At 64.3% G+C, this 24,964-nt stretch carries 22 protein-coding genes and 1 pseudogene; 9 read left to right on the plus strand and 14 right to left on the minus strand.

The genetic code is table 11. The features are described from left to right. The gene (locus tag V1280_RS32135; RefSeq protein WP_334533925.1) at positions 1-723 is read left to right on the plus strand and encodes a GntR family transcriptional regulator; all 723 of its coding nucleotides are present in this window, start codon (positions 1-3) and stop codon (positions 721-723) included. 108 nt (positions 724-831) lie between these two features. Here V1280_RS32135 and atzF read toward each other — a convergent pair whose 3' ends face one another. Together atzF and V1280_RS32145 are read right to left on the minus strand one after the other, a co-directional pair. Next, entirely contained in the window at positions 832-2,637 is a 1,806-nt protein-coding gene (atzF, locus tag V1280_RS32140) for an allophanate hydrolase (protein ID WP_442895257.1), read from the minus strand. Positions 2,638-2,843: 206 nt separating this feature from the next. After that, entirely contained in the window at positions 2,844-3,338 is a 495-nt protein-coding gene (locus V1280_RS32145; protein WP_334533931.1) for a MarR family winged helix-turn-helix transcriptional regulator, read from the minus strand. Between the two features lie 151 nt (positions 3,339-3,489). Here V1280_RS32145 and V1280_RS32150 point away from each other — a divergent pair, with 151 nt between their 5' ends. Continuing rightward, positions 3,490-5,337 (plus strand): feruloyl-CoA synthase, encoded by a 1,848-nt coding sequence (locus V1280_RS32150; RefSeq protein ID WP_334533934.1) that lies wholly within the window; start codon positions 3,490-3,492, stop codon positions 5,335-5,337. 239 nt (positions 5,338-5,576) lie between these two features. Here the strand turns inward: V1280_RS32150 and V1280_RS32155 are convergent, their stop codons facing one another. After that, entirely contained in the window at positions 5,577-6,080 is a 504-nt protein-coding gene (locus V1280_RS32155) for a MarR family winged helix-turn-helix transcriptional regulator (protein WP_334533937.1), read from the minus strand. An 83-nt stretch (positions 6,081-6,163) separates the two neighbouring features. Here V1280_RS32155 and V1280_RS32160 point away from each other — a divergent pair, with 83 nt between their 5' ends. The 3 genes and pseudogenes from V1280_RS32160 to V1280_RS32170 all read left to right on the plus strand — a co-directional run bounded on the left by V1280_RS32160 (position 6,164) and on the right by V1280_RS32170 (position 10,205). Next, positions 6,164-7,372: a cytochrome P450 gene (locus V1280_RS32160; protein WP_334533940.1), complete on the plus strand. Its 1,209-nt coding sequence runs from the start codon at positions 6,164-6,166 to the stop codon at positions 7,370-7,372. A gap of 172 nt (positions 7,373-7,544) precedes the next feature. After that, a pseudogene (locus V1280_RS32165) lies at positions 7,545-8,621 on the plus strand (ABC transporter substrate-binding protein). 330 nt (positions 8,622-8,951) lie between these two features. Next, complete coding sequence (locus V1280_RS32170; RefSeq protein WP_334533943.1) at positions 8,952-10,205, plus strand: IS4 family transposase; 1,254 nt, start codon at positions 8,952-8,954, stop codon at positions 10,203-10,205. A gap of 39 nt (positions 10,206-10,244) precedes the next feature. On the opposite strand, the gene V1280_RS32175 is transcribed toward V1280_RS32170, so the two are convergent. Further along, on the minus strand, positions 10,245-11,507 hold the full coding sequence (locus V1280_RS32175) for an NAD(P)/FAD-dependent oxidoreductase (RefSeq protein WP_334533946.1): 1,263 nt from the start codon (positions 11,505-11,507) through the stop codon (positions 10,245-10,247). 301 nt (positions 11,508-11,808) lie between these two features. Here V1280_RS32175 and V1280_RS32180 point away from each other — a divergent pair, with 301 nt between their 5' ends. Then, a complete protein-coding gene (locus V1280_RS32180; protein ID WP_334533949.1) occupies positions 11,809-12,981 on the plus strand; it encodes an ABC transporter substrate-binding protein in 1,173 nt (390 codons plus the stop codon). A 118-nt stretch (positions 12,982-13,099) separates the two neighbouring features. Here the strand turns inward: V1280_RS32180 and V1280_RS32185 are convergent, their stop codons facing one another. From V1280_RS32185 to V1280_RS32230, 10 genes are all read right to left on the minus strand, one after another. Next, a complete protein-coding gene (locus tag V1280_RS32185) occupies positions 13,100-14,971 on the minus strand; it encodes a bifunctional sugar phosphate isomerase/epimerase/4-hydroxyphenylpyruvate dioxygenase family protein (protein ID WP_334533951.1) in 1,872 nt (623 codons plus the stop codon). Beyond that, the gene (locus V1280_RS32190) at positions 14,968-16,026 is read right to left on the minus strand and encodes a Gfo/Idh/MocA family protein (protein ID WP_334533954.1); all 1,059 of its coding nucleotides are present in this window, start codon (positions 16,024-16,026) and stop codon (positions 14,968-14,970) included. The genes V1280_RS32185 and V1280_RS32190 overlap by 4 nt, the downstream gene beginning before the upstream one ends. Continuing rightward, a complete protein-coding gene (locus V1280_RS32195; RefSeq protein WP_334533957.1) occupies positions 16,023-16,760 on the minus strand; it encodes an ABC transporter ATP-binding protein in 738 nt (245 codons plus the stop codon). Before V1280_RS32195 ends, V1280_RS32190 begins: the two co-directional genes overlap by 4 nt. 12 nt (positions 16,761-16,772) lie before the next feature. Then, positions 16,773-17,516 carry an ABC transporter ATP-binding protein gene (locus V1280_RS32200; RefSeq protein WP_334533960.1) on the minus strand — a complete coding sequence of 248 codons (744 nt, stop codon included), beginning with the start codon at positions 17,514-17,516 and terminating at the stop codon, positions 16,773-16,775. Beyond that, the gene (locus tag V1280_RS32205; protein ID WP_334533963.1) at positions 17,513-18,511 is read right to left on the minus strand and encodes a branched-chain amino acid ABC transporter permease; all 999 of its coding nucleotides are present in this window, start codon (positions 18,509-18,511) and stop codon (positions 17,513-17,515) included. The genes V1280_RS32200 and V1280_RS32205 overlap by 4 nt, the downstream gene beginning before the upstream one ends. Continuing rightward, positions 18,508-19,383 carry a branched-chain amino acid ABC transporter permease gene (locus V1280_RS32210; RefSeq protein ID WP_334533966.1) on the minus strand — a complete coding sequence of 292 codons (876 nt, stop codon included), beginning with the start codon at positions 19,381-19,383 and terminating at the stop codon, positions 18,508-18,510. Before V1280_RS32210 ends, V1280_RS32205 begins: the two co-directional genes overlap by 4 nt. A 110-nt stretch (positions 19,384-19,493) precedes the next feature. Continuing rightward, positions 19,494-20,624, minus strand: a complete 1,131-nt coding sequence (locus V1280_RS32215) for an ABC transporter substrate-binding protein (RefSeq protein ID WP_334533969.1) — start codon at positions 20,622-20,624, stop codon at positions 19,494-19,496. A gap of 55 nt (positions 20,625-20,679) precedes the next feature. Then, positions 20,680-21,558, minus strand: coding sequence for a shikimate dehydrogenase (locus V1280_RS32220; RefSeq protein WP_334533972.1), 879 nt, complete (start codon positions 21,556-21,558; stop codon positions 20,680-20,682). A gap of 132 nt (positions 21,559-21,690) precedes the next feature. Continuing rightward, a complete protein-coding gene (locus tag V1280_RS32225; protein WP_334533975.1) occupies positions 21,691-22,629 on the minus strand; it encodes a LysR family transcriptional regulator in 939 nt (312 codons plus the stop codon). A gap of 209 nt (positions 22,630-22,838) precedes the next feature. Then, complete coding sequence (locus tag V1280_RS32230) at positions 22,839-23,015, minus strand: hypothetical protein (protein ID WP_334533978.1); 177 nt, start codon at positions 23,013-23,015, stop codon at positions 22,839-22,841. Positions 23,016-23,182: 167 nt separating this feature from the next. On the opposite strand from V1280_RS32230, the gene V1280_RS32235 reads away from it, so the two are divergent. The 3 genes from V1280_RS32235 (at position 23,183) to V1280_RS32245 (ending at position 24,876) form a co-directional block, all read left to right on the plus strand. Beyond that, a complete protein-coding gene (locus tag V1280_RS32235) occupies positions 23,183-23,911 on the plus strand; it encodes a LuxR family transcriptional regulator (protein WP_148777387.1) in 729 nt (242 codons plus the stop codon). Positions 23,912-23,996: 85 nt separating this feature from the next. Continuing rightward, complete coding sequence (locus V1280_RS32240) at positions 23,997-24,656, plus strand: acyl-homoserine-lactone synthase (RefSeq protein ID WP_334533982.1); 660 nt, start codon at positions 23,997-23,999, stop codon at positions 24,654-24,656. A 1-nt stretch (position 24,657) separates the two neighbouring features. Then, positions 24,658-24,876, plus strand: a complete 219-nt coding sequence (locus tag V1280_RS32245; RefSeq protein ID WP_334533985.1) for a hypothetical protein — start codon at positions 24,658-24,660, stop codon at positions 24,874-24,876. The last annotated feature ends 88 nt before the right edge of the window (positions 24,877-24,964 follow it).

Consider the following 24,964-nt stretch of genomic DNA (forward strand, 5'->3'; position numbering starts at 1 on the left):
ATGACGCTTGACGATTTCCCGCCCGGGACACTGCCGGCCGAGCCGGTGGTGCCGCGCGTCGACCGTGCCTCGCCATCAATACAGAAAGTCACGCGCGCCGAGGAACTGCGTCTCCAGCTTGCCGACGAGATCGTGCGTGGAACTCTCGCGCCCGGCGCGCCGCTGGACGAGACCGACATCGCAAGGCGCTTCAGTGTCTCACGCACGCCGGTGCGCGAAGCGCTGCGGCAACTGGTCGCGAGCGGCCTGGTCGAGGCGCGGCCCCATCGCGGTGCGGTGGTCGCGCAGCCCTCGATCGAGCGTCTCACAGGCATGTTCGAGGCGATGGCGGAGCTGGAGGCGCTGTGCGCCGGCCTTGCCGCCGAGCGTATGTCGGCCGCCGAGCGTCATGGTCTCGAAGCGATCCACGAGGAGCTCCGCGTTCTCAGCTACGCCGGCAATCCCGATCGCTTCCACGAGGTCAACGAGCGTTTTCATAACGCGATCTATGCGGGCTCGCAGAACGGTTACATCGCCGAGATCACGCTGGCGACGCGGGTCCGCGTGCAGCCGTTCCGCCGCGCCCAGTTCCGCAATCTCGGCCGGTTGGCAAAGTCGCAAGCCGAGCACGACCGCGTCGTCGTCGCCATCATGCGCGGCGACAAGCAGGGCGCGTCGGCTGCGATGCGTGCGCATATCGAGCTGGTGCGCGGGGAGTATGAGATTTACGCGGTGTCGGTGTGATCTCGTAGGTGCCGTAGGGTGGGCAAAGGCGCAAAGCGCCGTGCCCACCATCTTCCGCGATGATGTTGGAATTCGTGGGCACGCTTCGCTTTGCCCACCCTACGGCACCTAGGTTGTCGCGGCTTCCTTCATATATGCGCGCCAGCCGCCATACGCCGTGATGTCCCGCGCCTCGCCAAGCACCTCCGGCTCGACGAGAAAGCCCTTCACGCTGCGGCCATCGGCAAGCCGGATCGTGCCGATCGCCATCGGCGCTGGAATCGCGTTGACGAACTTGCCGAAGGCGGACGACGTCAGCGACCAGATCTCGAGCTCGATCGACGCGCCCTTGCCGGTTTCGATGCGCAGCAGGCCCGGCTTCGGCGGCGCGGTCTTCAGTGCATAGAGCTTGTAGTCCGGCGCGGTCTTCGTCGACTCGATCAGTTTTGCGTTCAGCGCCTTCAGCTCGCCGTTCAGCGCCATGCCGGAGAGATGCGCGCCGACCACGGCGATCGGGATCTCGTCGTCGCTGCTTGCGGGAAGCTTTGCAAGCGGCGCTTGCGTCACACCCCTCGCACCAACCGTCAGCTTCGTATCGGCATGGAATACGCGCCCGATGCTCGCGAGCATCGCATCGCGGCCTGTAGGCGCCAGCAGCGTGATGCCGAACGGAATCCCGTCCGCGCGCATCGCTGCCGGCACGGCGAGACCGCAGAGGTCGAGCAGATTGACAAAATTGGTATAGGTGCCGAGCCGGCTGTTGAGCTCGATCGGATTCGCCAGCACCTGCGCGGTCGTGTAGGCCGTCGGTGCCGTCGGCAGGACCAGGGCGTCGATGTTCGCAAAGGTGCGCTCGGCGATCTTGCGCAGGCCGTGCAGGCGATAGAGCGCGGAGAAGGTCTCCGCCGCCGTCAGCCGCGCGCCGGCCGCGGTGATCTCGCGCGTGACCGGATGAATCGAGTCCGGGGCCGAGGCGAGCAGATTTTTGATCACGAGATAACGCTCGGCAACCCAGGGGCCTTCATAGAGCAGCCGCGCCGTCTCGTAGAACGGCTCGAGGTCGAACTCGACCAGCTCAGCGCCGAGTGCGGTCCATCGCTTCAAGGCTTCGCCGTACGCGGCTTCCGCCTTCTTGTCGCCGAAGAAGATCAGCTGCCCGTTACGCGGGACGCCCAGGCGCAGATTCGCCGGGAACGGCGCGAGCGCGCCCAGCGGCCGGTCGCGCGAGAACGGATCGGCCTGGTCGGGGCCGGCCATCACCGACAGCGCGAGCGCGGCGTCGTCCACCGTCAGCGTAAACACCGAGATGCAGTCGAGCGTGCGGCACGCCGGCACGAGACCGGCGGTCGAGATCATGCCGAGGCTCGGCTTCAGCCCGACGATGTTGTTGAGCATCGCCGGCACGCGGCCGCTGCCGGCCGTGTCCGTGCCAAGCGTCAGCGGTACGAGCCCGGCGCCGACCGCCACAGCCGAGCCCGAGCTCGATCCGCCCGGAATGAGATCCTCGCGGATCGAATTCTTTGGGATGCCGTAAGGCGAGCGCACGCCGACGAGGCCGGTCGCGAACTGGTCGAGATTGGTCTTGCCGATGATGATCGCGCCGGCCGCGCGCAGCCGCTCGACCGCAGTCGAGTCGTGCGTGGGCGTATAAGAGAAGGCCGGGCAGGCCGCCGTGGTCGGAAGGCCCAGCGCGTCGATATTGTCCTTCACGGCGACGGGCACGCCATAGAGCGGCAGGCTGGCGGCATCCTTTGCGGCAAGCTTCTCGGCCTCCGCGATCGCGTCCTTCTCGTCGCGCAGGCTGATGAAGATCGCGGGATCGTTGTGCTCGCGAATGCGCTGATAGGTCCGCGCGACCGTCTGCGCCGGCGTCATCGTGCCCGCACGATGCGCGGCCACGATCGCGGCGATCGTTTCAGGCTGCTCAGCCCCCATTTCAGCCTTCATGGCGATAAAACTCCGGCAACTTGTCTTCAGCCGGAATGAAGCAAGCGATGTGCCATTGTGTACATTATCCGGGCAGCGCGGCGGCTGCCGATATTATCGAAAGATCAGCAGCTTGTGGGATTTCTCGATGATCGATTGGGCGGACGTGCCAAGGCCCTGTTGCGGGCATTTGCCCAAATCCTGAGCAGTCCGGATCAGGTGAAGCCGGCGAGGATCTGAAGCAACCGCTCCCGGTTGGCCTTGCCGATCTTTTCCTCGACATGCCGCTCGTGCTCGGCGGCGAGCCGCTTGAATTTGGCCAGCGCCGTCTCACCCTGACCGGTGAGATGCAGCGCATGCGAGCGCCGGTCCGATTTCGACTTGATCCGCTTCACCAGCCTGCGCTGCTCGAGGCTGTCGAGCAGGTGCACCAGCCGGGCGCGCTCGATGCCGAGGCGCTTTGCCACTGCCATCTGCGAGAGCCCGGGATTGGCGCCGATTACCGTCAGCACCGAATATTGCGTCGGCTTGATATCAACGTCGCCGAGCGTCTTGATGAAATCCTGAAAGATCCAGATCTGGAAGCGCCGCACCGCGTAACCAGCGTGGCCGACCAGCGCGTCCAGCCCGATCTCGTCCGCGTCGATCCGCCGCGCCGCACCATTGCCGGTGCGTTTGCGGGGGGAAGTCCGGGTGGCGCTGGCTGTCACATCATGTCTCCTGCCGCGCGACCTTAGCGCCTCGACGGTCTCGACGGAAGATTGTTGTTGACGACAACAATTGTCCCGCCCAACATTATGACCAAAGCAGCCCGGAACGAGGCTGCGGCCGATCCCGGACGTCCCGGGCGAGGAGGAAACCATGACGTCAGTCACTCGCGGTGACGCTTCGAGCCTGTTCGCAACGCCCAAGACCGTCGCCGAGCATCGCGCCGACGGCAGCATCGTGCTGCGCTCGGGCGAGCCTTTGCGCGACTGCGCGCGCTGCATCGGCGACTGGCTGGAGCAATTTGCGCGGCAGACGCCTGATGCGATCTTCCTCGCCGAGCGTGACAGCGCCGATATGCCCTGGGCCACCATGACTTACGGGGGTGCTCTGCGGCGTGTACGTGCCGCAGCGTCCTGGATCCTGACGCAGGGGCTCAGCGCGGAGCGCCCCGTTGTCATTCTCTCGGACAACAGCATCGATCACGCGCTGCTCGCGCTCGCCGCCCAGCATGTCGGCGTGCCCTCGGCCGCGATCTCGCCGGCCTATTCGCTGATGTCCAGGGATTTTGACAAGCTGAAAAGCATGATCGCGCTGCTGGAGCCCGGCGCGATCTATGTCTCCGCCACCAAGCCGTTTGCGGCGGCGCTCGCTGCGATCAAACCGCTGCACAAGGCACAGATCATCAGTGGCAATGCTGGCGACGCCGATGCACTTGCCTTCCGCACCATCGCGGCAACCCCTGAGACGCCGGACGTCACCAACGCTTTCGCCGCAGTGACGCCGGACACGATCGCAAAATTCCTGTTCACGTCGGGCTCGACCGGCACGCCCAAGGCGGTCATCAACACCCAGCTCATGCTGACCTCGAGCCAGCAGGCCAAGGCACAGACCTGGACTTTCCTCGAACAGTCCGACGATCTCGTCATTCTCGACTGGCTGCCCTGGAGCCACACCTTCGGCGCCAACCACAATTTCAATCTGGTGCTGCGCAATGGCGGCTCGCTCTATATCGACGGCGGCAAGCCCGCGCCCGGCCTGTTCGCGACCTCGCTTGCGAACTTAAAAAGCGTGATGCCGACGGTCTATTTCAACGTGCCGCGCGGCTTCGACATGCTGATTGCGGCGCTGCGCGGCGATGAGGAACTGCGCCGCCGCTTCTTCGGCGAGGTGAGGTTCGCCTTCTATGCCGGCGCAGCATTGCCGCAGAATCTGTGGGACGCGCTCGAAGAGCTTTCGATCAAGACTGTTGGCCGTGCGATGCCGATGGTCTCGGCCTGGGGCTCGACCGAGACCTCGCCGCTCGCAACCGACTGCCATTTCCTTGCCGAGTGTTCCGGCAATATCGGCGTGCCGATTCCAGGCACCGAATTGAAGCTCGTTACCTCCGGCGACAAGCTGGAGGTGCGCGTACGCGGTCCCAACGTCACACCGGGCTATTGGAAGGCGCCCGAGCTGACGAGGCGGGCTTTTGACGAGGAAGGTTTTTATCTCATCGGCGACGCCGTAAAGCTTGCGGACACTGAGCGGCCCGAGCGCGGCTTGTTCTTCGACGGCCGCGTCGCCGAAGATTTCAAGCTCAACTCGGGCACCTGGGTCAGCGTCGGCACGCTGCGCGTCGCCGGTATCGCCGCGCTGGCGCCGCTGGCGCAGGACATCGTCGTGACCGGCCATGGTGGCGACGAGGTGCGGTTTCTGGTATTCCCGAACATTGCCGCATGTCGCGCACATGCCGGTCTGCCAGAGGCGGCGGGCGTGAATGATGTGTTGGCGCATGACAAGGTCAGGACTGCCATCGCGCAGGGACTCGCAAAACTGAAGCAGCAGGGCGCCAATTCCTCCGGCCACGCCACGCGTGCGCTGCTGCTCGCCGAGCCGCCGTCGGTCGATGGCGGCGAGATCACCGACAAGGGCTACATCAACCAGCGCGCGGTACTGACGCGGCGTGCGGATGCCGTGGCGCGGTTGAATGATGATGCGTCGCGTGAGTGGATCGGGTTGTAGCTGCTCGCAATGACGGAGGATGGGGCGAGCACCTCGCCCAAATAGGCCAACCATTCTGCCGCAATATTTTGCGTGATTCTTTTGTTGCCTAAGCAACTAATTTGTGCGAACCGTTCCTGACAAGGATGACGGCGGGGAAGCTGCCGCGTCTGATCTTGGAGGAGACGATGCTCGGCAGAGAGGGGGCCGCGGGCAAGCGCCGATGTATGCCTGGACGCAGCGACACACCGCGTCGCGCGTCAGGCCTCGCTGCCGCCGGTCACTGCGCCGAGATTTTCGTGCAATCGGCGCAACAGGTCGATCAGCACCTCGCGCTCGTCCTTGCTCAGACAGGACAGCAGACGCCGCTCGCGTTCGAACGCCGCGACGATCACCTTGTCATGGGTGGCGCGGCCCCTTGCTGTCAGCGAGATCGAATGGGTGCGGCCGTCGTTCGGGTCGGTGCGGATCGACACATGCCCGCGCTTCTCCAGGCCGGCAAGCGTGCGGCTTACCGGGCCCTTGTCGAAGCCGATGACGTGGCAGATGCGCGAGGCGGGAATGCCGGGCTCGATCGCCAGCAGCGACATGATCCGCCATTCCGTGACGTTGACGCCGAACTGCCGCTGATAGAATGCGGTCGCGCTGTTCGAGAGCTTGTTGGCGATGAAGGTGATGAAAGCCGGGACGTAACGATCGAGATCGAGCGTCGGCCCGGATTCAGCGGGCGCGGGCCTTTGGCGGGATCTGGTCGAAGGCGGCATATCGGGAATCTGTCTCGCGGCGTGCCCAAAGACCTAAGGGCAAGCGCCGCCCTTTCACAAGATCAAAATGAGGGAGGACCTTCATGAGCGCACCCGGCTCGACCACAAACGGCGTCCCGCATCTCGACGTCGATCCCTTCGACATGAATTTTTTTGCCGACCCTTATCCCACGCATGAGCTGCTGCGCGAGACCGGGCCGGTCGTCTATCTCGACAAGTGGAAGCTCTATGGCGTGGCGCGCTATGCCGAGGTTCATGCGGTTCTGAATGATCCCGCGACGTTCTGCTCCAGCCGCGGTGTCGGCCTGTCCGACTTCAAGAAGGAGACACCGTGGCGGCCGCCGAGCCTGATCCTCGAGGCCGATCCCCCGGAGCACGCCCGTACCCGCGCCGTGCTGTCAAAGGTGCTGTCGCCGAGCGTGATGAAGGGGCTGCGCGACCGCTTTGCCGCGGCGGCGGAAGAGCGAGTGGATGCGCTGCTCGAAAAGCGCAGCTTCGATGCGATTACGGATCTTGCGGAGGCCTATCCGCTCTCGATCTTCCCGGATGCGCTTGGGCTGAAGCCCGAGGGCCGCGATCATCTCATTCCCTATGCGAGCCTGGTGTTCAACGCCTTCGGCCCGCCGAACCAATTGCGTCAGGACGCGATCGCGCGTTCGGCGCCGCACCAGGCCTATGTCACCGATCAGTGCCAGCGCGACAACCTGACGCCGGGCGGCATCGGCGCCTGCATTCACGCCCATGTCGACGAAGGCGCCATCACGGCCACGGAAGCACCGTTGCTGGTACGCTCGCTGCTGTCGGCTGGCCTCGACACGACGGTCAACGGTATCGGTGCCGCCGTCTATTGCCTGGCGCGCTTCCCCGATCAGTGGCAGCGCCTGCGGAGCGATCTCACGCTCGCGCGCAACGCTTTCGAGGAGGCCGTGCGCTTCGAAAGCCCGGTGCAGACCTTCTTCCGCACCACGACGCGCGATGTCGATCTCTCCGGCGCAAGCATCGGCGAAGGCGAGAAAGTGCTGATGTTCCTCGCTGCCGCCAATCGCGATCCCAGGCGCTGGGACAAGCCTGACAGTTACGACATTACGCGTCGCACCTCCGGCCATGTCGGCTACGGCTCGGGCATCCACATGTGCGTCGGCCAGCTCGTGGCGCGGCTCGAAGGCGAGACGATGCTCTCGGCCCTGGGCCGCCGCGTTGCCAGCATCGAGATCACCGGCGAACCTAAGCGCCGCTTCAACAACACGCTGCGTGGGCTCGACAGCCTGCCGGTGACGATCACGCCGGCCTGATGCTGTCGGCGGCGAAAACAGTAAAGGGGAGGGACCAATGAAGAACTTGAAGTGGACGCTCGCGCTCGCTGCGAGCCTTGTCAGCGGTGCGGCAAGTGCCGAGATCTCCGGCAATGTCGTGCGCGTCGGAGTGCTCAACGACATCTCCGGCATTTTTCAGGATACCAATGGCATGGGCTCGGTCGAGGCCGCGCGCATGGCGGCCGAGGATTTCAACGGTGGCGGCAAAGGTATCAAGGTCGAGATCGTCTATGCCGATCACCAGAACAAGGCCGATGTCGGCAACGCCATCGCGCGCAAATGACTCGACGTCGAAGGCGTCGATGCCATCGTCGACGTACCCAACTCGGCGGTCGGCCTCTCCATCAACACGCTGTTGCGCGACAGCCGCATGACGTACCTCGCGTCGTCGACCGCGAGCGCCGATCTCACGGGCAAGGCCTGCTCGCCGAACACCATCCAATGGGTCAACGACACCTGGGCGACCGGCAACACCACCGCGGCGGCGATGATGTCGCGCGGCGGCAAGGACTGGTATTTCCTCACGGTCGACTATGCGCTGGGCAAGGGCATCGAGGCGGAGGCGCAGAAATACATCGAGGGTCACGGCGGCAAGGTGCTGGGCTCCTCAAAGCATCCGCTCGGGACCTCCGATTTTGCGTCCTTCCTGTTACAGGCGCAGGGCTCGAAGGCGCAGGTGATCGGCCTCGCCAATGCCGGCGGCGACACCATCAACGCGGTGAAGCAGGCATCCGAGTTTGGCATCCAGCAGAGCGGGCAGAAGCTCGTCGCTTTCCTGCTCTTCATCAACGACGTCCACGGCATGGGCATCAAGGTCGCGCAAGGTCTGCAGCTCATGGAAGCCTTTTACTGGGACATGAACGACGACACCCGCGCCTTCGCAAAGCGCTTCGCCGCGCGTCCCGGCATGAACGGCAAGATGCCGAGCGGCAACCAGGCCGGCGTCTATGCGTCCACGCTCGCCTATCTCAACACGGTCGCGGCGACGGGCAGCGACAATGCCAAGGACGTCGTGCCCGAGATGAAGAAGTTCAAAGGAAAGGACAGGTTGTTCGGCGACACCGCGATCCGCCAGGACGGCCGCGTCGTGCATCCGATGTATCTGTTCGAGGTGAAGAAGCCGGAGGAGTCGAAATATCCGTACGACTATTACAAGCTGGTCTCGACGATCCCCGCGGAGCAGGCGTTTCGGCCGATGGCGGAGGGTGGCTGCGAGCTGGTGAAGTAGGACGTAGCTGCAAGTGCTTCTTCACCCTCCCCTGGAGGGACCCTGGAGGGGGAGGGTCGATCGCGCGCAGCGCGAGCGGGGTGGGGTGACGGTGTTTCCGCCACCAACACTGCCCGAGTGGAGAGATCACCCCACCCCGTCACGCAATCTCGCTTCGCTCGATCGCGTGCCGACCCTCCCCCTCCAGGCTACGACATTCACACATCTTGGGAGGCTTGTAGCCTTGCTCGGAAGCTGACTCTCTATGGGCGAGATTCGTACACGGGAGAGAGGCATGGAGCTGAGCCTGGGAGATTTTGGGGACGAGCGCCTGGTAAAAGGGGGGCCTTTTTGTATGGGCGCCTTGTTGGGTACGGCGGCGGGAGTGTCAGCGTCACGCGGCTGGGCGGCGACCGCGCCGGCGAGATGCGGATTACGCGGTTCCTGCACAATCCCAAGGTGACGCTCAGCGCCATGATCTCGGCGGCGCGGGCGCGCACCTGTGGTCAGGTTGGCGGGCGGCACGTCCTCGCCATTCAGGACACCTCGGCCCTGCGGGTGGACGAGAAAGGCGTGGGGCTGTCTTTTCACCCTGTCATCGCGGTGGACGCCAATACGGGGGCGACACTTGGGCTGGTCGACAACCTCTTTCTGACGCGCCAGGGCGGCGAACGCGAGAAGCGCAGGCAAAAGACATTCGAAGAGAAGGACAGCCGGCGCTGGCTGGCCGGCGCCGAGAGCGCCAGCGCCTTGGCGCAGGCTGGCGCGATCTGCGTCACGATCGTCGAAGATCGCGAAGGCGACATCTACGAATGCTTCGCCTTCAAGCCGGCCAATGTGGAGAAGCTGGTGCGCGCCGCTCAGGACCGCAGCCTCGTCGATGGAGACTTGCTGTTCTCCAAGGCCGAGACGTGGGACGAAGCGGGCCGCATGACGGTGGAATTGCCGGCCGCACCCGGCAGGAAAGCCCGCAAGGCCGAGCTGTCCATCAGGTTTGGCAAGGTGGAGATCAAGCGGCCGAAACATCGCGCGGCCAACGGCGGCTTGCCCGCGGCCATCAGCGTGACACTCGTCATCGGCCGCGAGATCGATCCTCCCGCAGGCGAGGAGCCGGCGTTGTGGTTCCTGCTCACCACCCATCAGGTCAATGACATTGCCGACGCGCGTCGGATCATCGGCTTTTATCGTTTGCGCTGGACCATCGAACAACTGTTCCGCACGATGAAGACCAAGGGCTTCGACGTCGAAGCCTTGCGGCAGGAGGAGGACGGACCGCTCGAAAAGCTCGTCACGGTCATTCTGATCGCTGCGATCAAGGTGATGCAGCTCGTCGCCGAGCGTGAGGGCGAAGCCAAGCGCCCACTCCGTGATGTCTTCGATCCCGACGACCTGCCTGTCCTGGAACGTGTCTGCCAAGCTCTCGAAGGCAAGACCGCCAAGCAAAAGAACCCGCATCCCAAAGGCTCGCTCGCCTACGCCGCCTGGGTCTTCGCAAGGCTCGGTGGCTGGACCGGCTATTACGGAAAGCCCGGCCCCATCGTCATGATCAGAGGCCTCACCCAGTTCCACGCCATCAAGCATGGTTGGAGCCTCCGAAATGTGTGAATCTCGTAGCCTTGTGGGGGAGGGTAAGCGAAGCCTCCCTCACACCACCTTGCTGCTCCCCTGCGTGATCAACCGCGCCGCCCGCTGGTCGCGGGCGTAGATCCAGAGCCAGCTCAGCGCCACGCTGAGGCGGTGGCGGAGGCCGATCAGGAAGTAGATGTGGGCGATGCCCCAGATCCACCATGCGATGGTGCCGCGCAGTTTTATCCGGCCGAAGTCGATCACCGCGAGCCGCTTGCCGATCTGCGCGAGGCTGCCAGAGTGCTTGTAGCGGAACGCGCCCTTGCTCTCGCCGCGCAGCCGCGCCTTGATGGTGTCGGCGACGTGCTGCCCCTGCTGCTTGGCGGCAGGCGCGATGCCAGGCACCGGCTTGCCATCCCAAGCGTTGATCAAGACGGTATCGCCGATCGCGAAGATGTCGGGATGGCCTGGGATGGTGAGATCGTCCTCGACTTGCACGCGCCCGGCGCGATCGGCCGGTGCGTCCAGCCATTCGGCAGCGGGCGAGGCGCGCACGCCGGCGGCCCAGATCATGGTTTTCGCGTTCAGCCGCTGCCCGCCATAGACGACGCCGTCGCGGTCGATCTCGGTGACGGCCTGGCCAAGCACGACCTCCACGCCGATCTTCTCAAGCGAGGCCCGTGCATAGGCCGAGAGATCGTCGGCAAAACCCGCCAGCACGCGCGGTCCGGCCTCGATCAGGACCACGCGGGCCTTGGTCGTATCGATGTTGCGGAAATCGTCCGGCAGGGTGTCGTGCGCCATTTCCGCGATGGTGCCGGCAAGCTCGACGCCAGTCGGTCCGGCGCCGACGATGACGAAGGTCATCCGGGGCGCCCGTTTGGCCGGATCGGTCTCTCGCTCGGCGCGCTCGAACGCCACCAGGATGTGGCGGCGCAAAGTGGTCGCATCCTCCAGCGTCTTCAGGCCCGGCGCGAACTGCTCCCACTCGTCGTGGCCGAAATAGGCGTGGCGCGCGCCGGTGGCGAGCACCAGCGTGTCGTAGGGCACCTCGCTGCCGTCGTCGATCAGCACGCGCCGCCTGGCGGCATCGACGCCGCTGACGGTCGCAAACAGTGTCGTCACCTCGCGCCGGTCGCGCATGAGATGGCGGACCGGCCACGCGATCTCGCTGGTTGCGAGCGAGGCGGTGGCCACCTGATAGAGCAGCGGCTGAAACAGATGATGGTTGCGGCGGTCGATCAGCGTGATCTCGACCGGCGCGCCCGCCAGCCGGTGGGTCGTCTCCAGCCCGCCGAAGCCGGCGCCGACGATGACGACGCGATGCGGTGTCGTGGTCATGATGTACCCTCGAATCTCGCTGCTGCTCTCACTCATTTAAGGTCGAATTGGGCGCCGCGGTCCAATAGCCGTCATCAATCGTGGAATAGGCAGCGTGTATCGATATTTCCCGCGAAAAAGCGCCGCAGCCGTCGTCCAAGTAAGTAGAATTATATTTCTTGCCATCGGCGATTGGGGCGAAATATGGTGCAGGGGTGGGCGCTGAGCCATTGGCGGCGCGACAGATTTTGCGTTCAATAGAGAGAGACCCGGGGCGGCGATCACCCCGTTTCCGGGATCAATAATAAGGAGGGGAGTGGTTATGAAGACAGCATTCTGGCTGGCGGGTGCGGCTGCGCTCGCGCTGACAGGCCCGGCATTCGCCGGCGACACCATCAAGATCGGTTTCGTCTCGACCTTCAGCGGCCCAGGCGCCGTGATCGGCAACGACATGCGCAACTCCTTCGAGCTCGCACTCGACCACATCGGCCGCAAGATGGATGGCAAGCCGGTCGAGGTGATCTATGAGGACGACGGGCAGAAGCCTGATGTCGGCAAGCAGAAGACCGAAAAGCTGGTGCAGTCCGACAAGGTCGATTTCCTCGCCGGCTACATCTGGTCGAATGTGTTGCTGGCCTCGCTCAAGACCGCGGTGGATTCGCAGACCTTCCTGATCTCGGCCAATGCCGGCCCATCGCAGCTCGCGGGCGAGCTGTGTTCGCCTTACGTGTTCTCGACCTCCTGGCAGAACGACCAGACGCCGGCCGCCATGGGCCTCTACATGAACCAGAAGGGCGTCAAGAGCGTGTTCCTGATCGGGCCGAACTACGCGGCCGGCAAGGACATGCTCGCGGGCGTGAAGAGCACGTTCAAGGGCGAGGTCAAGGGCGAGGAATACACGGTCTGGCCGAGCCAGCTCGATTTCTCCGCCGAGCTCTCCAAGGCGCGCGCCTCGGGCGCCGAGTCGATCTTCGTGTTTTATCCGGGTGCCGCCGGCGTGCAGTTCCTCAATCAATATGCGCAAGCCGGCCTCAAGAGCACCATGCCGCTCTACACCGCCTTCACCGTCGACGAGCTGTCGCTGCCGCTGCAGAAGGAGAACGCGTTAGGGGTTCCCGGCGCGCAGGAATGGGTCAACGACCTTCCCAACGAGCAGAACAAGCGCTTCGTTGCCGACTACCGCAAGAAGTACACCGGCCTGCGTCCGACCTATTACGGCGCGCAAGCCTATGACGCGGCCCAGCTCATCAACAGCGCGGTCGTCGCGGTGAAGGGCGACACCAGCAAGAAGGACGCGATGAAGGCCGAGATGGAGAAGGCCAACATCAAGTCGCTGCGCGGCCCCTTCAAGTTCGGCAACAACCACATCCCGGTGCAGAGCTTCTATCTGCAGGATGTGGTGAAGGACGGCGAAGGCCAGCTCTCGCTGAAGACTGTGGCGACCATCGTCGAGAACGATCAGGATCGTTTCCACGACAAGTGCGTGATGAAGTGAGCTGAGCTCTCTCTTCGTCATTGCGAGCGAAGCGAAGCAATCCAGAGTCTTTCCGCAGAGGCAGTCTGGATTGCTTCGTCGCAAGGGCTCCTCGCAACGACGGCGTGGAGAGAGTGTCCTACACCCGCGGCATGCTCGCAGGCCGCACCTCGCGGGACTGCGCCGCCAGCCTGATCCCCGCATTCGCCGCGCCAAATCCCTGGTAGCTCCGTCGCTCCACGATCTCGAAGAAGAATCGCTCATCAAAGATGTGCGTGTAGACCTGAAAGAACTCGCCGTCGCCCTCGCGGTCGTAGAGGATGTGGTTGGCGCGGAGCTTGGCCATGACATCGGGGGCGAGATCGTATTTGGCTTCGATGTCGTCGTAGTAATTGTCAGGGATATCCAGGAAGTCCGCGCCGCGGGCGCGCATCGCAGCGACCGCGGCAAAGATATCCTGGCACGCAAACGCGACGTGCTGCACGCCCGAGCCAAAAAACTCCGAGATGAAACGCGCCGGCATCGTGCGGTTGGCGGAGGAGCCGTTGACGACGAAGCGCAGGCTCTGGTCGCCATTGATGAGGGCCTGGCTCTGCACGAGGCCCCTGGGATCGGCGATCTCCATCTGCGGCAGGCGTTTGAGGTCGAGGATACCGGTGTAGAACAACAGCCAGGACAGCATCTCGTCATAGGGCATCGACTGCGCGATGTGGTCGACCGCGAGCAGCGCGTCGGCGCTTGCATCGCTCGGAACGGGCGCAAAATCCGTGTCCCAGTTCTTGCCGGCCTGGTCGAGGAAATAAAGCAGGCTGCCGCCGACGCTGTGGATCGCTGGGATCTCCAGCTCGCCGGGTCCGACGGGCTGGTAGAAGGTGCGCGCCTTCAGCGTTTCGGCCCGCTGCATGGCAAGGCCGGCATTGTCGACGTCGAGCGCGATGGCGCAAACGCCGGGACCGTGCGTGACATAGTGCGAATGCGCAAAGCCGTCGGTCTCGGAATTGATGACGAGCTCGACCTTGCCCTGCGACCAGCGCTCCACGGCCTTGCTGCGATGCTTGCCGGTCTTTCGGAAGCCAAGCTGCGAAAGCAGATGCGCGAGCTCGTCGGCCTTGGTCTCGTTGACGGCAAACTCGATGAAGCCTGTGCCGCTGCTCTTGGCCTTCGGCGCCAGGGGCTCGCCGACGAGCTTTGGCCAATCCGGGGCGAGCTGGTCCTGCAACAGGATCAGCGAGCGCAGGCCGTCCACCGCAGTCTGCGCCGCCGAGCCGGCGCGGAACTGGTCGTTGAAGATCTCCAGCGACCACGGACCGGAATAGCCGGTCGCCGCGATCGCCTGCATGAACTCGCCGACCGGCAGGTCGCCCTGGCCGGGGAAGGAGCGGAAGTGCCGGCTCCACGACAGGATGTCGAGCTCGAGCTTCGGCGCGTCGGCCAACTGCACCAGAAAGATCTTGTCGCCGGGGATTGAGGCCATCGCGCGCACCGGGAAGCCCGGTGCTAGCGCGTGAAAACTGTCGAGGATGACGCCAATCGCCGGGTGATCGGCGCGCCGCACGATTTCCCAGGCGTCGCGATAGTCGTTGACGTGCCGCCCCCAGGCCAGCGCCTCGTAGCCGACGCGCAAAGACCGCTTGGCCGCGAGATCACCAAGTTCGCGAAAATCGTCCGCTGCGCGGTCGATGCCGCCGAGCGAGGCGGGCGAAACGTTGGAGCAGATCAGCAGCAAATCGGTGCCGAGCTCCTGCATCAAATCGAATTTGCGCTCGGCGCGGGCGAAGTTACGCGAGCGCTGCGGCTCCGGCATGCCCTCGAAATCGCGGAAAGGCTGGAACGCGCAGATCTCGAGATTGAGGTCCTTGCAGAGATTTGCGATGTCGCGCGGGCCGGAACCGAACGACAGAAGGTCGTTCTCGAAGATCTCGACCGCCTCGAATCCGGCGGATGCGATGGCGCGAAGTTTCTCGTCCAGCGCCCCTGAGAGCGAAACGGTTGCGATCGAGCGCTTGTTCATGCTGCCTGCTCCATAATTTGGTCCGGCGATATTTTTTGGCCCGTGCGTGCCGCTTCGCTGACGGCCTCGACGACCGCGAGCGTACCCATCGCGTCCTCGGCCGAGATCAACGGTTGTTCCCGGCCCGCGATCACCGCGCAGAAATGCCGGAGCTGCTCGGCCAATGGATCGAATGCCGGCGGCGCAATGGTCTCCCGCGATAGCGGCGCATACCAGCCGGGCTCTCGTGCGTAGGACCACAGCTCCATATTCGGCACGGACAGCGAGCCCGCGGTGCCGGAGAGGATGTAACAGGGCTGATCCTGCTTCGGGTACGCAGCATTCTCGCCCGAGGCCAGCTCCCAGCTCCATGGCGCCGGCGTCGCGTCCGACGCGGTCACGGTTCCCAGCGCGCCGCTGGCGAAGCGCAGCAGCAATGCGGCGGTGTCCTCGACGGCGAAGCCGCGAAACTTGTTCGACGTCAGCGCTTGTACCTCGGTGATCTCGCCGCAGATGAAGCGGAGATTGTCGATGTCGTGGATGAGGTTGATGAGCAGCGGGCCGCCCCCGTGCTCGCGCCGCCACGCCGCATCAAAGTAATCGTCGGGCTTTTTCAGGAGCCACAGTCCGACCACGGCCGTGAGCTGGCCGAGCGTGCCGCTCGCTACCGTCTCGCGTGCGGCCTTGACGATCGGATTGTGCCGGCGGTGATGACCGACCAGCATTGGTATGCCGGTCCGTTTGACTGCCGCGCACAGGCGCTGCGCGGCGGCGACCGTGTCGGTTACCGGTTTCTCGATCAGCGCGGGCACGCCGGCTTGCGCACAGTCGAGCCCCATCTGGAAGTGCAGCGCGTTCGGTGAGGCGATGATCAGGCCATCCGGCTTCTCGTCCGCCAGCAGCGCGCGGTGATCCGCATACCAGGACGTGTTGCGCGCCTGCGCAAACTCTTTCGCGGCGGGGGAGGGGTCAGCGATGCCGGCCAGCACGCAATCCGGCGAAGCCCCGATCAATTCGATATGGCGGCGGCCGATCAGGCCGGCGCCCGCAACGGCGATGCGCATTGGCGCGCTCATGCCGCGCTCTCTTCCATGGCGCCGCCGAGGAAGAGCTGGCCGATCCTTGGATCGTTAAGAATTCGCTCCGCCTTGTCGATCATGCGGGTCTGGCCGAGCTCGAGCACAATGCCGATGTCCGATATCTCGAGCGCCGAGCGCGCGTTCTGCTCGATCATCAGGATGGTGACGCCGCGGTCACGCAGGCTCTTCAGGATATCGAAGGTCTGCTGCACCATCAGCGGCGACAGGCCGATCGATGGCTCGTCGATCAGCACCAGCTTTGGTTCGAGCAGCAGCGAGCGGGCTATCTCGAGCTGCTTCTGCTCGCCGCCGGAGAGCGTCGAGGCCTGCTGCGTCGACTTGCGGCGCAGCACGGGGAACAGGTCGAGCGCGGCCTCGATGCGCGTCGGCAGGTCGATGCCCTTTCCGGCGGAGACGCCGCCAAGCTCGATATTGCTGCGAACTGAGAGCTCCGGAAAGATGTTGCGGCCCTGCGGCACGTAGCAGATGCCGGCGATGAGCAGCGCGCGCTGGCTCAGATTGGTGACGTCGCGGCCGGCAAAATTGATCTTGCCCTCGCGCAGCCTAAGCAGGCCAAAGATTGCCTTGAACACGGTGGATTTGCCGGCGCCGTTGGGGCCGATGATGGTGGTGATGGTCGCCGGCGGCACCGAAAATGTCGTGCCGTTCAGGATCGTCATCTTGCCGTAGCCGCCGACGAGGTTGTGAACCGAGAGGATCGGATCGCTCATGGCCCGCTTTCCCTAATGTCCGAGATAGGCTTCGATCACGGCGGAGTTTTTCCGGACCTCGTCCGGTCGCCCCATCGCCAGCACCTTGCCTTCCGCCATCACCATCACCCGCGAGCACAGCGACATCACGAACTCCATGTTGTGCTCGATCACGACGAAGGTGGCGTTCTTCTCGCGGTTGATCGCGACCAGGCGTTCCTTCAGATCCGTCAGCATCGTCGGATTGACGCCGCCGGCGGGCTCGTCGAGCAACGCCAGGCGCGGGCCGCCCATGAAGGCCATGGCGGCGTCGAGCAGCTTTTGCTGGCCGTATGAGAGGCCGCCGGCAGGCTCCGCGGCGAGATGATCGAGCTTGAAGAAGCCGATCATCTGGTTGGCGGTATCAGTCAGCCCGGCATCGGAGCGCCCGACCAGGCGCGAGGCCATGTTGCCCTGATGCTCCTGTCCGGCGAGGATCAGGTTCTCGCGCACCGAGAGTTTCGGAAACACCTGCAAGAGCTGGAAGGTGCGGCTGACGCCGAGCTTGTTGAGCTCGGAGGGGCGCAGGCCGGTGACGACCTTGCCGTCGAGCTTGACCTCGCCGCCTGATGGCGTGAGTTGGCCGAGGATGCAGTTGAACAGGGTCGATTTGCCGCAGCCGTTCGGGCCGATCAGGCCGAGGATCTCGCCCTCGCGCACGTCGAACGAGACGCCGTCGACCGCGGTGATGCCGCCAAAGCTCTTCTTGATGTCGGTGACTTCGAGGACCGCACTCATTGCGCCGTCTCCAGGCGGGACTTTGCGACGGCGCGCAACGCGGAGGCCGCCTTGGTGCGGCGCTCGGCGAGATAGCGGTCCAGGATTCCCAGGATACCCGTCGGCGACCAGATCAGAAGTCCCATCACTGCGATCGCGTAGAGCATCAGATAATACCCTTCGGTGAAGCGCAGCCATTCCGGCAGCAGCACCGCGATCATCGCTCCCAGGAAAGGACCGAAGTAAAAGCCGGCGCCGCCGACGATCACCATCATCAGGAGATCGAGCGAGAGCGACAGGTTGAACGGCACGGGGTCGATATATTGCGTCAGCGGCGCATAGAGCGCGCCGGCGACGCCGCCGAGTGCCGAGCCGATCGCAAAGGCCATCAACGTGTAGCGGCGGGTATCGATGCCGAGCGACTGGGCGCGCAGCGGATTTTCGCGCAGCGCCATGAAGGCGCGGCCCCAGGGCGAGCGGATCAGCCACCACACCGCGACGGACACGATCGCGAGCGAGCCGAGGCAGACATAGTAGAACGGCAGCGGCTTGTTGGTCGCGATGCCAAAGATATGCGGCCGCGGAATGTTGGAAATGCCGTAGATGCCGCCGGTGAGCCAGCTCTCGTTGCGGAACACCAGGAAGGCCAGGGTCGAGAAGGCGAGCGTGACGAAGGCGAGGTAGTGGTGCTGCACGCGCAGCGCGGGATAGCCGAGCACCCAGCCGACGCCGAAGCTCAGCACGATCGCAACCAGGATCGCGGCCGGCAGCGGCCAGCCATGCGTCGTCATGATCGCGGCGGCATAGGCGCCGATGCCGACGAAGGCGCCCTGCGCCAGCGAGACCTGGCCGGCATAGCCGAGCGTCAAATTGAGCCCCATCGCGGCAATTGTCATCACCGCCCACTGGCTCAGGATGAACAGGCCGTAGCGGTTGAAGTTCATGGGCACGATGATCAGGCCGGCAATGACGGCAAGGCCGAGCGCGATCTTCAGGGATTTGCCGAGACCACTCATACCGTGCGCTCCTCGGCGCGGCCGAGCAGTCCTTGCGGCCGGAGCAGGATGACGGCGATCAGGAAGATCATCGGCACGGCGGCGCGGTACTGCGTCGAGACATAGGCGGCCGCGAGGTTGTCGAGCACGCCGATCAACAGGCCGCCGGCGATCGCGCCGCGCACCTGGTTGAAGCCACCGACGATCGCGGCGATGAAGGCCGCCTGGCCCAGCACCTCGCCGCTCGAAAACTTTGCCAGATAAATCGGCGTGATCAGCAGCGAGGCCAACGCGACCAGGAAGGCGTTGATCAGGAAGGTCAGCAGGATCATGCGCTCAACGGGCACGCCGATGATGCGTGCGACCGTCGGGTTTTGCGCTGCCGCCTGCATCTGGTGGCCAAGCGAGGTGCGGTTGAGGAGCGTGGTCAGGCCGAACACGGCAAGGATGGCGACGACGAGCACGCCGATGCTTTGCAGCGAGACGGCGTGGCCGAGGATGGAGATGTCGCCGGTCGGCACAATCGACGGGAAGGGCGAAGCTTCCGCGCTGAAGAACTGTTTTACGGCTTCCTTGATGCCGATCGCGAGCGCCATGGTCGCGATTGCCAGCGGCAGCACGCCATGGCGCATCATCGGATCGACCAGCAGCATCTTGAAGGCCAGCCCAAGCAGGATCATTGACAGCAGGATGCCGAGGATGATCGCGAGCCAGAACGGCGCGCCGGCATGCATCGCCGCCAGCATTAGGAACGCCGGCAGCATCACGAACTCGCCTTGCGCGAAATTGATGGTCTGCGAGGTCTGCCACAGCAGCGTGAAGCCAACCGCGACCAGCGCGTAAATCGCGCCAGTGACCAGTCCGGCGACCAGAAGATCGAACAGATTGGACATTATTGCCTCGCGTGTCCCTCGTTCAGCTGTGTCGTCTCCCTCTCCCCGTCTCTCTCTCTTCTCCCTCTCCCCGCGAAGAGCGGGGCGAGGGAGAAGAGAGACCTCGTTCCTCACTTCACTTTCGGCAGCACCTGCTTCACCAACTGCTTGCCTTCGACCACCTCGACCAGAAAACTCTGCCGGTCGATGTCGCCGGTCTCGTTGAAGGTGACGTCCATCAAAATGCCCGGCTCGTCCGCGGCCTCGATGGTCAAGCCATGCAGCGTGTCGGCGAAGGCCTTGGAATCGACCTTGCCCATCTTCTCGGTGGTGGCCTTCACCATGTAGACGGCGAGGTAGCCTTTCAGGCCGTTATGATCAGGAACGTAATTGTACTTCTTCGCGAACTTGTCGCGGAACGCCTTGATCAAATCGACCGGCGCATCGGTAGTGAGGCCGACATGGCCGCGCGCGCCGTTGGCGGCATCGCCGGCGAGCTCGATCACCTTCTGGCCGATCAGCGTGGTCTCGCCCATCAGCGGCGCAGTGACGCCCTGGCGCTTGAGCTCCTTGAGAATACGCGCGCTCTCTTCCTCGTTCAGATAGACGAACACGGCGTCGGGATTGGCGGCCTTGATCTTGCCGACGTCGGCGGCGAAATCGGCTTGTCCGGCTTCGGTCGAGAGATCGGCGACGACCTTGGAGCCGAGCCGCTCCAGCTCCTTGATGACGACGTCGCGCCCGCCGCGACCGAAATCATTGTTGACCCAGACCACCGCGACCGACTTCGCCTTCATGTCGTCGTGGATGTACTTTGCGACCTTCGGCATCGAAGACTGCTGGCCGAACGAGGTGCGGAACAGGAACTTGTTGCCTCCTTGCGTCAACTCGGCGGCTTCGCCGCCCATGATCTGCGCAATCCCGGCTTCGGCTGCTAGCGGCGCGGTGACCTTCACCGAGCCCGAATAGCCGGGCCCGAGCAGCACATAGGGCTCGGCGTCGAGCGCCTTCTGCACCTGCGCGCGCGCCACGCCGGGGTTGGACTGCGAGTCGGCATGGCTGACTTCGAGCTTGCGGCCGAGCACGCCGCCCTTGGCGTTGATCTCCTCGATCGCGAGGTCGATGCCGTTCTTCCAGTTGGTGCCGACGGTGGCGCCGCCACCCGAGAGTTCGGCGACGTCAGCAAGCTTGATCGCCTGTGCAAAGGCGCCCGAGGTCGTGATTGCGGAGAGCAGCGCGCCCACCAGTAGCGTTGATTTCATCGTCCTCTCCTCCCGGTTCAATTTTGCAAGCGGCCTTGTGTCCGGCCGCTTCGCCTCAAGCTGCCTGATAGGCGGCGCTGCGCGCGGCCATCACGGCGTCAAAAGCCTCTCCCATGACTTCGGTCGACGGCGCAAGGCCTGTGAACAGTTCGAACGCGTCGGCAGCCTGGTAGATCGCAAGCTCGCGCCCGGTCATGATCCGCGCGCCCTTCTCCTGCGCGGCGGCAAGGAGCGGCGTGATCAGCGGCGAATAGACGGCGTCGGCGACCCACAAGCTCTGGCGCACCAGCGCCGGTGCGACCGGCGTGTCCCGGTTCGGCAGCATGCCGACCGGCGTGCCGTTGACGAGGCCGGTTGCGCCGTCGAGCGCGTCCTCGACGCTCCTGGCGACCCGCGCGCCACCATGCCTGGCCAGCAGCGCGGCGAGTTTCTCGGCCCGCGCCGGCTCGCTGTCGAAGATGCGGAGGTCAGCCACCTTCAGGCTCGCCAGCGCAAAGGCGATCGCCTTGCCGACGCCGCCGGTGCCGATCACGGCCACCGCATTTCCGGCAGGCGCCAGCAACGGCTTGACGGCACGCGCAAAGCCGGTGGTGTCGGTGTTGTGGCCGATCAGGCGACCGTCCTTGACGACGACGGTGTTGACCGCTGCCATGGTGGCCGCAGTCGTGGCCAGCTCGTCGAGCAGCGGCACCACCGCCTCCTTGTAGGGGAACGTGACGTTGACGCCGGCAAAGCCGAGCCGCCGCACGCCCTCGAGCATCATGCTGAGACCGGTCGTATCCGCGCCTGCGACCTCGATGAGCTGATAATGGCCGCGCAGGCCAAGCGCCTCGGCGGCGCGCTCATGCATGGCGGGGGAGGCGGAATGGGCGATCGGCGCGCCGATCAGGCCGGTCAGGAGTTTCTTGGGGGCGATGGGTCCGCGGCTAGACATGATCCACTATCGTCTCTTGGAGCGCGTTGAGGTCCGGCCATTAGCGGAGAAATCCGCGCCATTCCAAGAGGGACGATAGTCTTTCCCCTGCCTAACACAATTACCCATTTATCCAGCAAACCTAACATAATGTTATTTGTTCCGCCCGCGCCCCGCGGTGGCCTTGCCGTTGCCGCGCGACGGTTCGACCGCGCGCATCTCGGCGCGCAGGGACTCGATGAAATGCTCGACATGGAGCGACAGCGGTGCTCCGCGCTTGACCGCAATGTAGGTGTCGAACCGGGTCGGCTCGGTGATCTTGATCAGCTCGATCCCGGGATAGCCGCCATGGGCCACCGTGAACTGGTCGATGATGGCGATACCGAGCCCCGCCTTCACCAGCGCGCAGACCGTGGTGCCGAAGCGCGCGCGGATGGTGATGTTGTACTGCAGCCGGTTGCGCGCAAAAATCTCGGCCATGATCCGGCCGTAAGGGTCGTTCGGATCGATGCCGATCAGCGGATAGCGGGTGATCTCGGCGGCGGAGACCTGCTTGCGGCCGGCAAGCTCGTGGCCGGGCGGCACGATGCAATAGAGCTCGCCCGAGGCGAGCGGCATGAAGTCGAGGCCGGAATGCTCCAGCCGGTAGCTCATCGCCACGCACTCGCCGCGGCCGAGCAGGAGATAGTCGATCGCTTCCTCGAGCTTGAGGATGTTGATGTCGATGCCGAGATCGGGATAGCGGCGGCGGACGCGCTCGATCGCGCGGGGCACCATCACCTGCGAGATGCTCGGCACCGAGCCGATGCGCAGTTCCGACAATCCGCCGCGGCCGATCTTGGAGATGATCTCGGAGAGGTCGTCGACCTTCTTGTAGACGCCGTTGATCTGCTCGAAAATGTTCTCGGCTTCCGGCGTCGGGAAGTAGCGGCCATTCTGGCGCTGGAAGAAGCGGATGCCGAGCGAGCGCTCGGTGTATTTGACCAGCCGGCTGATCCCCGGCGCCGATACGTTCAACAGCTTCGCCGCGCCGCCAATGGTGCCCGTCACCATCACGGCACGGATCACTTCAACCTGGCGCAGAGTCATCATGGTCTTGAAATATCCCTGGCATCCGAAAGACGATCGCGGCGGCGATCATCTCACGACAGCCGTGATGTCATCCAGCGGCAAGTGGGGCTTTTGGTGGAGCGGGGAGGATGGGTAACGTCGCAGTCAGGGTGTTTCGACCAAAGGCAGCGCGCTCAAATCGAACGGCATCGCCGCGCGGTTGCATCGGCGCCGTCTGCTGCACCTGCGTGCTATCTCGCGGGATTGTCCGGTGAGGCGCTGTCGACGAGCTTGGGACGCTCGCTTTGCAGCACGTCGCGCGCGAACTCGATGATCTTCTGCTTGTTGGCCGTATCGCGCACGGCGAAAAACACGCGGTTCAATTCCAGGCCGAGCACGCTGTTGAGGGCGATGTTCTCGTCTTCCATCGTAGCTTTCCCGCTCTAGACGCCATAGGTGTAACTTGACGTCACTTCCTCCACAAGTAGATTAAATCTCCGATGCCAGTGCCACACCGGGAATTTACGGACGCGGTAAATTGAGGCAGCCCCCAAAGACGTGCTATACGGAGCGGCGAGGGTCAGGGGACGCACCGATGTCCGCCGTGGATTATGGCCGGGAAGCGCTGGACTTCATCGAAGGGCTGGGAGCCTATCGCAAGGTTCCTGACGCCATGGACGCGCTTGCGCTCGCGTTCGGCCGCTATGGCTTCGAGCATATCATCGTCACCGGATTGCCGAATCCCGATCAGCGCTTTTCCCAGATGGTGCTGGCCAAGAAATGGCCGGCGGAGTGGTTCAGCCTCTACACCGAAAAGAGCTACGATCGCGTCGATCCCGTGATCCGGAAGTGCCGCCAGACGGTCAATCCGTTCGAATGGTCGGAAGCGCCTTATGATGCGGAACAGGAGCCGGGCGCAGTGGAAGTGATGCGACGCGCCGCCGATTTCCGCATGTCGCGCGGTTTCGTCGTGCCGATCCACGGCCTGACCGGTTATGAGGCCGGCGTCTCGCTCGGCGGCGTTCATCTCGATCTCAATGCCCGCAGCAAGCCGGCACTGCATTTGATCGCGATGTACGGCTTCGACCACATTCGCCGCCTGCTGGCGCCGTCGCCGCATCCGTCGGCGCGCCTGACCCCGCGCGAGCGCGAGGTGATCGCCTGGGCGTCGCAGGGCAAGTCTGCCTGGGAGATCGGCGAGATCCTGAACATCACGCAGCGCACCGCGGAAGAGCATCTTGCAACCGCTGCGCGCAAGCTCGGCGCCGTCAACCGCACGCATGCGGTCGCGATCGCGATCCGCCAAAGAATCATCAATCCCTGAAATCTTCGCCTACTGGGAAATTTCCCAATAGTCGGTTTGGCCTTTTTCGCTGAGGCTGCCCCCATTTCAAGCCATGGGGGAGTTCATGATTCATGTCATTTCTGCCGAGAACCGGCACCTTTACGAAGACGTTCTCGAGCAGCATTTCCGGATACGCCACGAGATTTTCGTCGAAGAGCGGAAGTGGGAGGAACTGCGCAAGCCCGACAGCCGCGAGATCGACGTTTACGACAACGAGGACGCGATCTATTTGCTGGCTCTCGAGAACCGCCGCGTGCTCGGCGGCTCCCGCCTGTATCCGACCACCAAGCCGACCATGATGAGCGAGGTCTTCCCCCATCTTGCTGCGGTGCGCGGCTGCCCGGTCGATCCGCAGATCTGGGAGTGGTCGCGCTTCTTCGTGACGCGCGAGCGCCGCGACGGCGCGTTCAATCTGCAACTGATGGCGGCGGCGCAGGAGTTCTGCCTCGATCAGGGCATCGAGCGGCTTTGCCTCGTCATGGAAACATGGTGGCTGCCGCGCTTCCACGATATCGGCTTCGTCGTCACGCCGCTGGGATTGCCGGCGCTGGTCGAGGACTCCTGGACCATGGCCGCGACCATCGAGATCCGCCAGGAATCACTCAACGTCGTCCGCGAACGGATCGGGATGAAGAGCCTCGTCCAGCAGGACGGACCGCGTCTCGATTGCATCGCCCGTGCCAACCTTTGCGGCCGCACCGCCGCCCAACGAAAGAGCGCCTGAGATGTCGAACATGATGCGAGACAGCCAGATCATGGCGCAAACCAAGGACGAGAATCTCGGCTACATGTCCGACATGGCGCTCGAGCTGGCGCAGATGGCCGAAGACACCGGGTTGGCGACGCTCGCCTACCTGTTCCGGATGGCGGCGCTGGAGGCCTCGACCGCCAACAGCGAGTTGAGCGAGCCGGATGATCTCCCCCGCCAGATGACGTCGCACTAGAAATATCTTCATTCCGACAAGCGGCCCACCCTCTCCTTGGCAACAGGGCGAGGGTGATCGTTTGGGTGCGGCAGGCTGACCCACCCCG

The organism is Bradyrhizobium sp. AZCC 2230 (assembly GCF_036924495.1).
In the GTDB taxonomy this organism is placed as follows: domain Bacteria; phylum Pseudomonadota; class Alphaproteobacteria; order Rhizobiales; family Xanthobacteraceae; genus Bradyrhizobium; species Bradyrhizobium rifense.